The following is a 14,051-nucleotide window of genomic DNA, read 5'->3' as shown; positions in this document are numbered from 1 at the left end:
CGACGGCGTTCAAAGTCGTGTCCTCGAGCGTGCGGTTCGTGGTCTACGTCAACGCGGTTGGCGAGTGGCGTTGGCGGGCCTGCCGTTCCCACGTCAACCTCGCGCGATCAGGCACCGCTTTCTCATCGCGAATTACCGCTGAACTTGCCGTTGCGCACCTGCGGGAGGATGCCGGCTTCGCAACTGGCGCTTGATCGCCAACTCTCCTGAGCCGAGCACACCCCGCAACAGTCGAAACCGAAGGAGCTGCGTGACCCAACGCCGATCGATCGGCGAGGGCTATCTCTCGCTAGGCAGCGGCTCGCGGCCGGTCCCAAGACTACTTGGCTCGCTGAGCCCCTTCGGGTGATCTGCCGCTCACATCCGCGCACGTAGATTCCGGCTGACTGCGCTCGATAGGCGCGGCTCTGCCCACCTTCCTGCCGCAACGAGGGTCGTCCCAGACGCCGTGTCCGGACCCCGGTAGGGGAGCGACGATCCACGCGTGGAAGAAGACTTTGCGCTGCTCAGCATTCGTGTCGCTCAACGGCCTCAGCGACGGTTTCCGTGAGCACACGACCGTTTCCGTGAACAGTCATACAACCACAACGACAACTGCCTACTGCGGCATGTCCACGAACCTCGAGAACATCCCGTGGAACGCCACCGTGATGGTGTCCGTCGGCCCGTTGCGGTGCTTCGCCACGATGAGGTCCGCCTCACCCTGACGCGGGTTGTCCTTCTCGTAGGCCGACTCACGGTGCAGCAGGATGACCATGTCGGCGTCCTGCTCGATCGACCCGGACTCACGCAGGTCGGAGATCTGGGGCTTCTTGTCGGCACGCTGCTCGGGACCACGGTTCAGCTGCGACAGCGCGACGACCGGCACCTGGAGCTCCTTCGCCATGAGCTTCAGCGCACGCGAGAACTCGGAGACCTCTTGCTGGCGGCTCTCGACCTTCTTGCCCGAGGTCATGAGCTGCAGGTAGTCGATGACGACCATGCGGAGGTTGTGCTGCTGCTTGAGGCGACGGCACTTCGCTCGGATCTCGACGAGCGTCATGTTGGGGGAGTCGTCGATGAAGAACGGGGCGTCGTTGATGCGGCCGCGGGTCTGGGCAATGGTCGTCCAGTCGCGGGAGTCGACGGTGCCCTTGCGCATGTTCTGCAGCGGCACGCTCGACTCGGCGGAGAGCAGACGCATCGCGATCTCGGCACGGCCCATCTCGAGGGAGAAGAACGCGGCGGTCTCGTTGTGCTTGATCGCAGCCGCGCGGCAGAGGTCGAGCGCGAGCGTCGACTTCCCGAGGGCCGGGCGGGCGGCGATGATGATGAGCTGGCCCGGGTGGAAGCCGTTGGTGAGGCCGTCGAGCTGCGCGAAGCCGGTCGGGACGCCGGTCATCTGCCCGTCGCGCCCCTTCGCGGCCTCGATCTCGTCGAGCGCGGCGGAGATGGCGTCGGTCAGGGGGACGTAGTCCTCGGTCTGCACACCGCCGGCGACGTTGTACACCTCGGCCTGGGCGCTGTTGACGAGGTCGGTGACCTCACCCTCGGACGCGTAGCCCATCTGCACGATGCGGGTGCCGGCGTCGACGAGGCGACGGAGCACGGCCTTCTCGGCCACGATCGCGGCGTAGTAGCCGGCATTCGCAGCGGTGGGCACCATGCTCGTGACGCTGTGCAGGTACTCGGCGCCACCGGCACGGGACAGCAGACCGGTCTTCGTCAGTTCGTCGGTGACCGCGATGACGTCGGTCGGTTCACCGTGCGAGTAGAGCGAGAGGATCGCGTCGAAGATGACCTCGTGCTTCGGGATGTAGAAGTCGACCCCGCGAGCGGTCTCGATGACGTCGGCGACGGCGTCCTTCGACAGGAGCATGCCGCCGATGGTCGACTGTTCGGCGAGCATGTCGTGCGGGGGAGTCCGCTCTGCGCCACCACGCTCCGCGTAGTCCTGCGGCGCGGGCTCGAGATGCGCGATCGACACACTTGCTCCTCTTGGTTGGCGGCGGACACGGACGAACCGACCGACCGTCGTGGCGGGCGGCGCGGACGAACCGACCGCCCCTGTTCTACCCCGGGCGACCGACATCGCCGAGTCGCTGGGCCAAGCTACGGGGACAGAGTTATCCCCAGCAAACGGCCCTGTGGATAACTCTGTGGAGAGCTTGCGGAACACGCCGGGGTGCTGTGTGGACAACTGTGGAGAGGTATGTGGACAACCGGCATGGGGAACACACTTTCGACCACTTGACCTGGGGTTTCCCGTTCCACACCATGTGTGGAGAAGTGGGGTTCAAGTACGCATTGAAGGTTGCCATTTCGATCGTTTCGGCTGTGTAAAAACGGTTGACAAACGGGAACCTGAGGAGAACGTTCCCAACCGGTTCCCAGCAAGCGCGACCCCGTCTGTGAGGTAACCGGTCAGCGCGGGACGACCCGCGCCTCCCGGCCTGGCGCAGCCCACCGGAACGGCGGAACCAGCCCACCGAAACGGCGGAACCAGCCCACCGAAACGGCGGAAGCAGCCCACCGAAGCGGCGGAAGCAGCCCACCGCGGCGGGGACAGCCCGCGGACATGACAACGGGCGGGCCTCCCGGAGGAGACCCGCCCGTCGTGAGCGGAAGACCGCAGCCAGTGTTACTTGGCGGCGACGACCTGGAGCGAGATCACGGCAGTGATGTCCTCGCGCAGACGCACGGTGGCCTCGTGGTCACCGACGGTCTTGATGGTCGCGGGGACCTCGACCTTGCGCTTGTCGAGCGAGCCGACGCCCTGCGCCTGGACGGCGTCAGCGACGTCGCCCGGACGGACGGAGCCGAACAGACGACCGTCCTTGCCGGCCTTGACGGTCAGCTTGATGGTCGCGTTCTCGAGCTTCATCTTGAGGTCCTGAGCCTCTTCGATGGTGGCGAGCTCGCGCGCGGTACGCGCGGCCCGGATCGACTCGACCTGCTTCTCGCCGCCCTTGGACCACGCGACAGCGAAGCCCTGGGGGATGAGGTAGTTGCGGGCGTAGCCGTTCTTGACGTCGACGACGTCACCGGCGGAACCGAGGCCGGAGACCTCGTGGGTGAGGATGAGCTTCGACATGTGTCGACCTCCGATCAGCGGCCGGAGCCGGCGTAGGGGAGGAGCGCCATCTCACGGGCGTTCTTCACGGCACGGGCGATGAGGCGCTGCTCCTGGACGGAGACGCCGGTGATGCGACGGGCGCGGATCTTGCCACGCTCCGAGATGAACTTGCGAAGGGTCGCGACGTCCTTGTAGTCGATGACGCCGACCTTGATCGACTTCGCGGGAGCGGCGTTCTTGCCGCCCTTACCGCGAGGCTTCCGGCGGTCGCCGGTGCTCTTTCCAGCCATTGTTTGTCCTTAAGAAGTGGAAGTTGTGTCCGTTGAACCGCGGAGGATCAGAACGGGGTCTCGTCGTCGTACGTGCCGCCCGGGGTGCTCCACACGTCGTTCGACTGTGCGTTGCCGCCCTGCTGGCCGCCCTGGGGGGACCAGGGCGCGTCCGACTGACCGCCACCGTTGTTCCAGCCGCCGCCGTTGCCGCCGTTGCCCGCCGGGGCGTTGCCGCCGCCGACCTGGCCACGACCGCCGCCGGAGCCACCCGCAGCACGGGTGATCTGCGCGGTCGCGTAGCGGAGCGAGGGGCCGATCTCGTCGACCTCGAGCTCGATGCTCGTGCGCTGCTGGCCTTCACGGTCCTGGTACGAGCGCTGACGGAGGCGACCCTGCGCGATGACGCGCGAGCCCTTCGTCAGCGAGCCCGCCACGTGCTCGGCGAACTCGCGCCAGACACTCGCACGGAGGAACAGCGCGTCGCCGTCCTTCCACTCGTTCGCCTGACGGTCGAACGTGCGAGGAGTCGACGCGATGGTGAAGTTCGCCACGGCGAGCCCGTTCTGCGTGTAGCGCAGCTCCGGGTCCGCGGTGAGGTTGCCCACCACCGTGATGACGGTTTCGCCGGCCACGGGTTACTCGGCGCTCGCGGTCGCGTTGGCGGCCTTGCGGGCCGCGCGGGCCTCGTCGCGCTGCTTCTGGGCGGCGACCTGCGCGATGCCCTCTTCAGCGCGGAGGACCTTCGTGCGGAGCACGGCCTCGGAGAGACCGAGCTGACGGTCCAGCTCCTTGGCGGCCTCGGGGGTGGACGTGAAGTCCACGACGGCGTAGATGCCCTCGGACTTCTTCGCGATCTCGTAGGCGAGACGACGACGGCCCCAGACGTCCACGTTGTCGACGGTGCCACCGTCGTTGCGGATCACAGCGAGGAACTTGTCCAGGCTGGGAGCGACGGTGCGCTCGTCGATCTCGGGGTCGAGGATCGCCATCAGTTCGTACTGGTGCATGCGGAACCCACCTCCTCTGGTCTCAGCGGCCCCGAGCAGTTCTCGGGGCAGGAGGGTTGATGCATGTGCCCGGCAGCGCAGAGTGCGTGCGCGGACAACCCGGCAAGCTTAGCGGACGGCCTGGAGGCGCGCCACCGCCTGTGGAGAACCGCTCGCGCCCGTCAAGCGGTCGCGTCGCGGGCGGCCCACCAGTCGCGCAGGCGCGCCTCGGCGTCGTCGGGACCGAGGGGCCCCTCGTCCATCCGCACCTCGAGGAGGAAGCGGTACGCCTCGCCGACGGCACGGCCCGGCGGGATGTCGAGGATGCGCATGATGTCGTCGCCGGAGAGGTCTGGTCGGATCGAGTCGAGCTTCTCCTGCTCGGAGAGTTCCGCGATGCGGTCCTCGAGGTCGTCGTACGCGAAGGCGAGCCGGTCGGCCTTCCGGCGGTTCCGTGTGGTCACGTCGGAGCGCGTCAGTTCGTGCAGCCGCTCGAGCTGGTCGCCCGCGTCCCGGACGTAGCGTCGGACGGCGGAGTCGGTCCAGGCACCCTCGGTGTAACCGAAGAACCGCAGGTGCAGCTCGATCAGGCGCGACACCGCGGCGATGGTGTCGTTGTCGAACCGCAGCGCACGGAGCCGCTTCTTCGCGAGCTTCGAGCCGACCAGGTCGTGGTGGTGGAAGCTCACGGCGCCGCCGGGCTCGAGCTTGCGGGTCGCCGGCTTCCCGATGTCGTGCAGCAGGGCGGCGAGCCGGAGCACGGTGTCCGGCGCCTCGCCCGCGTGCCGCTCGGCCTCGTACCCGATGGCCTGCTCGAGCACGGTCAGCGAGTGCTCGTAGACGTCCTTGTGGTGGTGGTGCTCGTCGATCTCGAGCCGCATCGCGGGGAGCTCCGGCAGGAACCGCTCGGCCAGACCCGTGTCGACGAGGAGCCGGATGCCGTCGACCGGCGCGTCGGTGCCCAGCAGCTTCACCAGCTCGTCACGGACGCGTTCGGCGGACACGATGTCGATCGACTCGGCCAGGTCCGTCATGGCCTCGCGCACCTCGTCCGAGACGGTGAAGCCGAGCTGCGCCGTGAACCGGGCCGCGCGCATCATCCGCAGCGGGTCGTCGCGGAAGGACACCCGCGCGGCCTGCGGCGTGTGCAGCCGTCCGGCGAGCAGGTCCTCGACGCCGCCGTGCACGTCGACGAGTTCCCGGGCGGGCAGGCGGAGCGCCATCGCGTTGACGGTGAAGTCCCGACGGAGCAGGTCGTCCTCGATGGTGTCGCCGAACGCGACCTCGGGCTTGCGGGTCTCGCCGTCGTAGACGTCGCTGCGGTACGTGGTGATCTCGACCTGTTCGCCAGCCACCCGCGCGGCGATGGTGCCGAACTGCCGGCCGACGTCCCAGGTCTTGTTCGCGATCGGCTCGACGATCCGCAGGATGTCGTCCGGGCGGGCGTCGGTGGTGAAGTCGAGGTCGGTGACGGCACGACCGAGGAAGGCGTCGCGGACGGGTCCCCCGACGAGCGCCAGTTCGTGTCCGGCGTCGGCGAAGGCCCGAGCGAGGAGGGCGACGGGCTCGGTGGCGGCGAGTGCGTCGAGTCGCTCGACGGCCTGGGCAACGGACTGCATGACGGTCCTCATCCTCCCAGATCCAGGGCCCGAGTTCTCCACAACGTCCGCGCGCACGGGAGCGTTCATGGTCTGGCCTCATACACTCGTGGACGGCCCGGACCGACCCAGTGGGCCCTTCGCATGCAGATCTTCCGCACCACGCTCGCCGCCGCCGCGTCGGCCCTCGTCGCGCTCGGCCTCGTCGTCGCGCCCGCTGCGGCCGACGGCGCCCACGCCACGACTGTCTCGTCGACCACGACCCGGACGGCGCACCCCGCGGCCGCCGCGGCGGGCAAGACCACCATCTCGATCGCTCCGGCGAACCGCGGGATCGTCCAGCGCGACGAGGAGCTCGAGCTCTCGGTGACGGTCACGAACGACACCGATGCCGACGTCCCCGCCGGCACCGCGGAGCTCGACATCTTCCGCTCCGTGAGCACGCGCGACGTGCTCTCGGACTGGCTCGCTGACACCAGCACGACCGGTTACCTCGGCGCCCCCATGGACTCCGTGGACGTCCCGGCGGTCCCCGCGCACCGGTCGGTCACGCTCGGCTCGGTCAAGATCGTCGCGGGCAACGTCGCGCTCGGCGGGTACTCCTCGTTCGGTGCGCGGCGCATCGCGGCCGAGTACACGGCCGGCGACACCTACGCCGTGGCCCGGTCCGCGATCACCTGGTACCCCGAGTCCGACCAGACCCCGGTCAGCGTCTCGGTGGCGATGCCGATCACCGTCCCGGAGACCAACCAGGGGCTGCTGTCCGCGGGCACCCTGGCGGCCACGACCGCCGTCGACGGCACGCTCACCCAGCAGCTCGACGCCGCCGAGGACCACAACGTCGCGGTCGCCATCGACCCGCGGATCATCGCCTCCATCCGCATCCTCGGCGAGAACGCGCCGTCCTCGGCGATCGCCTGGCTGAGCCGGCTCGAGTCGCTCCGCAACGAGACCTTCGCCCTGCCGTACGCCGACGCCGACGTCACCGGGCTCCGGCAGGCGGGGTCGGACGGGATCCTCGCACCGATCTCCCTCGACCAGGAGATCAAGGAGCAGAACTTCCCCGGGGCGTCCACACCGACCCCGACCCCGACGGCGGACGCCACGAGCCCGACGGCCGACCCGTCCGCGACGAGCACGCCGAGCGACGAGCCCACGGCCGACCCCGGCACCGACGACGGGACACCGGCGACGCTGCCCACGACCGCCTCGCTGCTCGACTTCCCGTACTCGATGGACGGCATCGCGTGGCCGTCCGACGGCACCGTCGCCGCGGCGGACCTGCCGGCACTGGCCAAGGCCGGCTCCACGACCACGATCGTGTCGAGCGGCAACACGTCCGCCGGCGCCGACACGACCATCGCCGCCTCCGAGCGGATCGGCAGCGAGCACGTCCTGGTGTCCGACCAGTCGATGTCCGCCCTCCTCCGGACCGCCGCCACCGCGTCGAACCAGCAGGAGTGGTCGACGGCGATGTCGGAGCTCACCGCGACGCTCGCGACCTCGGCGCGGGCGGGGACGGCCGAGGCGCCGATCCTGCTGACCCTCGGGCGCGACTGGCCGACGAACTCCACGCGACTCAGCCAGGCCCTCGACGCGCTCGAGGACACCGCCTGGGTCGCGCCGGCGGACCTGTCCACGACGGCCTCCGCCACCGCCGGGTCCCTCACGCTCGCGGCCGGGACGAACGGCGACGCCCGCACCGACCAGCTGGACCGCCTGGTCGACGGCGAGCAGGACCTCGCCGGGTTCGCGTCCGCGCTCGACACCCCCACCGACCTGACCGCACCGGCACGGCTCCGACTGCTCGCCCTGGCGTCGAACGCCTGGCGGGACGACGCATCCGGCCTCGCGACCGCGATCGACGCCCAGCTCGCGAACTGGGCGGGGAAGACCGCGCAGATCAGCATCCCGGACTCGAGCAGCCTGACCCTGCTCGGTGACCGGTCGTCGCTCCCGATCTCGATCCGGAACCGCTCCGACTACCCGGTCACGGTGCTGCTGTCCGTGCAGCCGTCGAACTCGGCGTTGCGGATCGTGCGGAACGACATCGAGGTCAAGATCCAGCCAGACTCCTCGACCCGGACCACCGTGCCGGTCCAGTCGGTCGCGAACGGCAAGGTGAACCTGACCCTGTCGCTCACGAGCCCGACCGGCGTGAAGATCGCCACCCCCGCCACGGTCGAGCTCAACGTCCAGGCCCAGTGGGAGACGGTCATCACCGCAGCCGCGGCGGTGGCCCTCGTCGCGATCTTCGGGTTCGGCATCGTCCGGAGCATCCGGAAGCGCCGTCGTCGCCGGAACGGCGACGTGGACGCTGACGACGACGAGGACCCGAACCGTCCGCTCGAGGTCCAGCCGGTGGTCGGTGGCGAGGCCCTGCCGGCCGCGTCGTCGCGAGACGGACGTGCACCGTTCCTCCAGTCCGACACCGCGGTGCGCGACGCACCGTCAGCCGACCCCGAGGAGCCGATCATCAGCACCACCCAGCCCCAGCCCGCGGTCGACGCCGAGCCGGTGGCCGAGCGCAGTCTCGGCCGCGCGAGCGCGATGCTCGCGGCTGGAACCATGCTGTCGCGCGTCCTCGGCTTCGCGAAGACCTTCGTCCTCGCCTTCGCGATCGGCAACACCGGTTCCGACGCGGCGAACGCCTTCGGCATCTCGAACCAGCTGCCGAACAACATCTACGCGCTCATCGCGGGCGGCCTGCTCTCGGCCGTCCTGATCCCGCAGATCGTCCGATCGATGAAGCAGCACACGGACGGCGGGGTGGCCTACGTCAACAAGATCGTGACGCTCGGCGGGTCGGTGTTCGTCGTGATCACGATCGTCGCGACGCTCCTCGCACCGTTCCTCGTGTGGGTCTACAGCCAGCAGGCGTCCGGCGACAGCAAGGGCTTCACGCCCGCGCAGACGGACCTCGCCGTCGCCTTCGCGTTCTGGTGCCTGCCGCAGATCCTCTTCTACGCGATGTACTCGCTCCTGGGCGAGGTCCTGAACGCCAAGCAGGTGTTCGGACCCTTCACCTGGGCGCCGCTCATCAACAACGTCATCGCGATCGCGGGCCTGATCGTCTTCATCGCGCTGTTCGGCGGACGCGACGTCAACTCCTCGACCGAGGGATGGACGGCCGTCAAGATCGCCGTCCTCGCCGGCAGCGCGTCGCTCGGCGTGTTCGCGCAGGCCGCGTTCCTGCCGTTCTTCTGGCGGCGCGCCGGACTGACCTTCCGACCGGACTTCCGCTGGCGCGGGGTGGGGCTCCGCTCCACCGGGACGGCCGCCGGGTGGCTCTTCGCGATGATCCTCGTGACGCAGCTCGCCGGCATCGTGCAGTCGCGCGTGGCATCGCTCGCCGGTGGTGCCGGCATCGCCACCCTCGGCACGACGTGGCTGCTGTTCATGCTCCCGCACTCGATCATCGCGGTCTCGATCGCGACGGCGTACTTCACGCGCATGAGCCACGACGCCGAGCGCGGCGACCTGGCAGCGGTGCGCCGGAACCTCTCGCTCTCGCTGCGGATCGTCGGCCTGTTCACCGTGTTCGCGAGCGTCGCGCTCATCGTCCTCGCGATGCCCTTCGCTCGGATCTGGGAGAACCGGTTCGACCACACGCAGGCGATGGCCCAGGTCCTGTGGGCCTACATGCCGGGTCTCGTGCTGTTCAGCATGCTCTTCATCATCCAGCGGGTGTTCTGGGCCCTGCACGACCACCGCACGCCGTTCCTGATGCAGTGCGTGCAGTCCGTGCTGTTCGTCATCGGGGCCCTCGCCGTCGCGACCTTCCCGGGCAACGTGATCGGTGTCTCGATCGCGGTGTGCACGACCGTCGCCGGGACCGTGCAGACGATCATCGCGCTCGTGCTCGTCCGGAAGCGCCTGGACGGCATCGAGGGGCCGATCGTGACCCGGTCGCACGTCCAGTTCGTCATCGCCGCCCTCATCGCCGGTGTCGTGGGGCTCGTCGTCGTGAACTTCTTCGGCGGCTTCTCGGCCGACGGGTTCGCGATGTCCGACGTCTCCGGCGCACTCATCACGATCACCCTCACCGGCGCCGTGATGGTGGTGGTGTACTTCGGCGGGCTCGTCGTCGCGAAGAACGGCGAGATCCGCGGCGCGGTCGACATCCTGCGCAAGCGCCTCGGTCGCTGACGGCTTCCCGGGTGGCACGGAATGCCACGCCGGTAGCATTGGTTGACCCGGTCAGACATCTACGGAAGGGCAGCGAGGCATGCGCCAGCTCATCATCATCGGTTCCGGCCCGGCCGGGTTCACCGCCGGCATCTACGCTGCACGCGCGGAGCTCAAGCCCCTGATCGTCGCCTCGAGCGTCGAGACCGGCGGCGAGCTCACGAAGACGACCGAGGTCGAGAACTTCCCGGGCTTCCCCGAGGGGATCCAGGGCCCGGACCTCATGATCAAGATGCAGGAACAGGCCGAGAAGTTCGGCGCCGAGGTCCTGTACGACGACGCCGTGTCGGTCGACCTCACGGGCGACGTGAAGAAGGTCACCGTCGGCTCCGGGACGACGTACGAGGCCCTCGCGGTCATCTACGCGACCGGTTCGGCGTACCGCCACCTCGGCCTCGCCGACGAAGAGCGCCTGTCCGGTCACGGCGTCAGCTGGTGCGCGACCTGCGACGGCTTCTTCTTCCGCCAGAAGAACATCGCCGTCGTCGGCGGTGGCGACTCCGCGATGGAAGAGGCGACGTTCCTCACCCGCTTCGCCGACAAGGTCACGGTCATCCACCGTAAGGACACCCTGCGCGCGTCGAAGATCATGCAGGACCGCGCGATGAACGACCCGAAGATCGAGTTCGCCTGGAACAAGGAGGTCACCGGCATCACGGGTGACTCCGCGGTGACCGGCGTCACGCTGCGCGACACGGTGGACGGTACCGAGAGCGAACTGGCCCTCGACGGCCTCTTCATCGCGATCGGCAACGACCCGCGCACGCACCTCATCCACGGCCAGATCGACATCGCCCCCGAGGGCACGATCGCGGTCCAGGGTCGCTCGTCGAAGACGAACCTGCCCGGTGTGTTCGCGGCCGGCGACGTCATCGACCCCACCTACCGCCAGGCCATCACCGCGGCTGGTTCGGGCACGGTCGCCGCGCTCGACGCCGAGAAGTACCTCGCCGAGCTCGACGACGCCCTGACCGACCCGGCCGAGGGCGTCACCCCGGAGTCGCCCGTCACGGTCGACGTCGAGGCTGCACGCGCCTGACCCCCGGAATACCGCAGCGCCTCGGGCGTTGCACCCACTGATCGACTTCTCGAAGGAGCACACATGTCCAACGCCAAGGCAGTCACCGACGCCACCTTCTCGGACGAGGTCCTCAAGTCCGACAAGACGATCCTCGTCGACTTCTGGGCCGAGTGGTGCGGCCCGTGTCGCGCGGTCTCCCCGATCCTCGACCAGATCGCCGAGGAGCACGCCGGCAAGATCGAGATCGTGAAGCTCAACGTGGACGACAACCCCCAGTCGGCCATGAACTACCAGATCACCTCGATCCCCGCGATGAAGGTCTTCAAGGGCGGCGAGGTCGTCAAGACCGTCATCGGCGCGAAGCCGAAGCCGGCACTCGAGGCCGACCTCGCGGAGTTCCTCGCGTAGTCGCCCGACCCACCGCAAACGGCCCTGCACCCCACCGGGTGCGGGGCCGTTCTGGCGTTCCAGGCCACTGCTTCAGGATCGGCCCCGTCGCGGGGCCCGGGTTCCCGGGGTCGATGTCGTAGTGTGGCGGGAATGTGAGTGGCGGGTTCGTCCCGCTGGAACGGAGCCAAGATGACGAACGGCAACAGCCTCGACCCCTGGTACGACTCCTACGCCCAGCGCACCGCCGGGCTGAGCGCCTCCGAGGTCCGAGCCCTGTTCGCCGTCGCCTCCCGCCCCGAGGTGGTCTCGCTGGCCGGCGGCATGCCGTACGTCTCCGCGCTGCCGAGAGAGCTCGTCACGGGCTCCCTGGACCGTGTGATGGCCGAGGACGCCGCCATGGCGCTGCAGTACGGCGGCGGGCAGGGGCTGCGGTCGCTGCGCGAGCACATCGTCGACGTGATGAGCCTCGAAGGCATCCGTGCCAGCGCCGAGGACGTCGTCGTGACCACGGGCTCGCAGCACGCGCTGGACCTCGTCACGCGGCTGTTCATCGACCCGGGTGACGTCGTGCTCGCCGAGTCGCCGTCCTACGTCGGTGCGATCGGCGTCTTCCGCTCGTACCAGGCCGAGACGGTGCACGTCACCACCGACGAGAACGGCCTCGTGCCCGAGGCGCTGCGCGAGGCGATCGCGAACCTCCGCACCCAGGGCAAGCGGATCAAGTTCCTCTACACGATCCCGAACTTCCACAACCCGGCCGGCGTGACCCTCAGCCGCGAGCGTCGCATCGAGATCCTCGACATCTGCCGGTTGAACAACATCCTCGTGCTCGAGGACAACCCGTACGGGCTCCTCTGGTTCGACGAGCCGGCCCCGCAGGCGATCCGCTCGATCGACGAAGAGGGCGTGGTGTACCTCGGCTCCTTCTCGAAGACCCTCGCACCGGGCTTCCGCGTCGGGTGGGCCCTCGCTCCGCACGCGATCCGCGAGAAGCTCGTCCTCGCCAACGAGTCGGCCGTCCTCGCCCCGAACTCCTTCGGGCAGTACGTGGTCAACGCCTACCTCGACGCCGCCGACTGGAAGGGCCAGGTGGACACGTTCCGCGGGCTCTACGCCGAACGTCGTGACGCGATGCTGTCGGCCCTGGGGGAGTTCCTGCCGGACCTCTCGTGGACGAGGCCGAACGGCGGGTTCTTCGTCTGGCTCACCCTGCCGGAATCGCTCGACTCGAAGGGCATGCTGCCGCGGGCGGTGAAGGAGCTCGTCGCCTACACCCCGGGGACCGCCTTCTACGCCGACGGCCGCGGCGGCGGACACATCCGACTGTCGTTCTGCTACCCGACGCCGGAGCAGATCCGCGTCGGCGTGAAGCGCCTCGCCAACGTGGTGAACGACGAGCTGGAACTGATCGAGACCTTCGGACCCGCGACGCGGCCGACCAGTGTCATCCGGCCGACCTCCTCGGTGAGCGCTCCGCCGCCGAACATCTCCTGATCAGCACTTTTCCTCGTTGCACCCGCAGTACCGGAGGTCCATCCGCATGGCCGAGCTCACCCGCCGTCACGTCGTCGTCGTCGCGGGAGGGATCTCGCACGAGCGTGACGTGTCCCTGCGCTCCGGCCGCCGCGTCGCGGATTCCCTCACCGGGTACGGCTGGCAGGTCGATCTGCGCGACGCCGATGCGTCGCTCCTCCCCACGTTGCGGGAGACCCGCCCGGACGTCGTCTGGCCGGCTCTGCACGGCGCTTCGGGTGAGGACGGTGCCCTGCGGGGCATCCTGGAGGCGCTCGACATCCCCTTCGTCGGCTCACGTTCGACGTCGGCCCGCCTGGCATGGGACAAGCCGACTGCGTCGGCACTGGTCGCCCGCGCGGGCGTCCGCACGCCGCGGTCCGTCACATTGTCCCACGACGTCTTCCGGGAACTCGGTGCCGTCGGGGTGCTCGAGAGCATCGCCGGCGAGCATCCGGTGCCGCTCGCGGTGAAGCCCGCTCGGGGTGGCAGCGCGCAGGGCGTCACGCTCGTCGACGACGTCAACGACCTCCCGCGAGCCATGGTGACCGCGTACACCTACTGCGATGACGTCGTGGTTGAACAGCTCATCCGAGGGACCGAGGTCGCGGTCGGCATCATCGACACCGGCGACGGTCCCGTGGCACTCTCCGCCGTCGAGATCGTCCCGCGCAGTGGCATCTACGGGTTCGAGGCTCGCTACAACGCCGGCGAGACGACGTTCTACACGCCGGCCCGACTGTCCGATGAGTACGCCGCCGCAGCCTCGTCCGCGGCGATCGCCGCCCACGAGGCCCTTGGCCTCCGCCACATCTCGCGTGTCGACCTGATCATCGACGCGGCCGGGACCCCGTGGTTCCTCGAGGCGAACGTGCTCCCGGGTCTCACCGAGACGTCCCTGGTTCCGCAGGCCCTGTCGGCATCCGGCTTCGATCTGGGATGGACGTATGCCGAGCTGGCCGAGCAGGCGATCCGCGACCACCGGGCGTAAGCCTCTGTCGCACCGAAGGATCTATGTTCCACGTGGAA

At 69.0% G+C, this 14,051-nt stretch carries 11 protein-coding genes; 5 read left to right on the top strand and 6 right to left on the bottom strand.

All coding sequences use genetic code 11. The features are described from left to right. Window positions 1-598 precede the first annotated feature (598 nt). The 6 genes from dnaB to ACIQUC_RS09720 all read right to left on the bottom strand — a co-directional run bounded on the left by dnaB (window position 599) and on the right by ACIQUC_RS09720 (window position 5,932). Window positions 599-1,966: a replicative DNA helicase gene (gene dnaB, locus ACIQUC_RS09745; protein WP_402266088.1), complete on the bottom strand. Its 1,368-nt coding sequence runs from the start codon at window positions 1,964-1,966 to the stop codon at window positions 599-601. Between the two features lie 654 nt (window positions 1,967-2,620). Continuing rightward, entirely contained in the window at window positions 2,621-3,073 is a 453-nt protein-coding gene (rplI, locus tag ACIQUC_RS09740) for a 50S ribosomal protein L9 (RefSeq protein WP_144711708.1), read from the bottom strand. Window positions 3,074-3,087: 14 nt separating this feature from the next. Then, entirely contained in the window at window positions 3,088-3,345 is a 258-nt protein-coding gene (gene rpsR / locus ACIQUC_RS09735) for a 30S ribosomal protein S18 (protein WP_017887834.1), read from the bottom strand. A 47-nt stretch (window positions 3,346-3,392) separates the two neighbouring features. Beyond that, entirely contained in the window at window positions 3,393-3,959 is a 567-nt protein-coding gene (locus ACIQUC_RS09730; protein WP_022907087.1) for a single-stranded DNA-binding protein, read from the bottom strand. Between the two features lie 3 nt (window positions 3,960-3,962). Continuing rightward, the gene (gene rpsF / locus ACIQUC_RS09725) at window positions 3,963-4,334 is read right to left on the bottom strand and encodes a 30S ribosomal protein S6 (RefSeq protein WP_022907088.1); all 372 of its coding nucleotides are present in this window, start codon (window positions 4,332-4,334) and stop codon (window positions 3,963-3,965) included. Between the two features lie 161 nt (window positions 4,335-4,495). After that, the gene (locus tag ACIQUC_RS09720; protein WP_402266083.1) at window positions 4,496-5,932 is read right to left on the bottom strand and encodes a CCA tRNA nucleotidyltransferase; all 1,437 of its coding nucleotides are present in this window, start codon (window positions 5,930-5,932) and stop codon (window positions 4,496-4,498) included. A 123-nt stretch (window positions 5,933-6,055) separates the two neighbouring features. On the opposite strand from ACIQUC_RS09720, the gene ACIQUC_RS09715 reads away from it, so the two are divergent. The 5 genes from ACIQUC_RS09715 to ACIQUC_RS09695 all read left to right on the top strand — a co-directional run bounded on the left by ACIQUC_RS09715 (window position 6,056) and on the right by ACIQUC_RS09695 (window position 14,013). Beyond that, window positions 6,056-10,060 (top strand): DUF6049 family protein, encoded by a 4,005-nt coding sequence (locus ACIQUC_RS09715; protein WP_402266080.1) that lies wholly within the window; start codon window positions 6,056-6,058, stop codon window positions 10,058-10,060. A gap of 79 nt (window positions 10,061-10,139) precedes the next feature. Continuing rightward, a complete protein-coding gene (gene trxB / locus ACIQUC_RS09710; protein ID WP_022907091.1) occupies window positions 10,140-11,138 on the top strand; it encodes a thioredoxin-disulfide reductase in 999 nt (332 codons plus the stop codon). Between the two features lie 63 nt (window positions 11,139-11,201). After that, window positions 11,202-11,528: a thioredoxin gene (gene trxA / locus ACIQUC_RS09705; protein WP_017887828.1), complete on the top strand. Its 327-nt coding sequence runs from the start codon at window positions 11,202-11,204 to the stop codon at window positions 11,526-11,528. A 171-nt stretch (window positions 11,529-11,699) separates the two neighbouring features. Next, window positions 11,700-13,004 (top strand): PLP-dependent aminotransferase family protein, encoded by a 1,305-nt coding sequence (locus tag ACIQUC_RS09700; protein ID WP_402266075.1) that lies wholly within the window; start codon window positions 11,700-11,702, stop codon window positions 13,002-13,004. Between the two features lie 46 nt (window positions 13,005-13,050). Then, a complete protein-coding gene (locus ACIQUC_RS09695; protein WP_022907093.1) occupies window positions 13,051-14,013 on the top strand; it encodes a D-alanine--D-alanine ligase in 963 nt (320 codons plus the stop codon). Window positions 14,014-14,051: the final 38 nt, after the last annotated feature.

The sequence above is a fragment of the Curtobacterium sp. NPDC098951 genome, from assembly GCF_044759965.1.
Taxonomy (GTDB): Bacteria; Actinomycetota; Actinomycetes; order Actinomycetales; family Microbacteriaceae; genus Curtobacterium.
The sequence above is the reverse complement of the archived record's forward strand: the minus strand, read 5'-3'. Positions and strand labels throughout refer to the sequence as shown.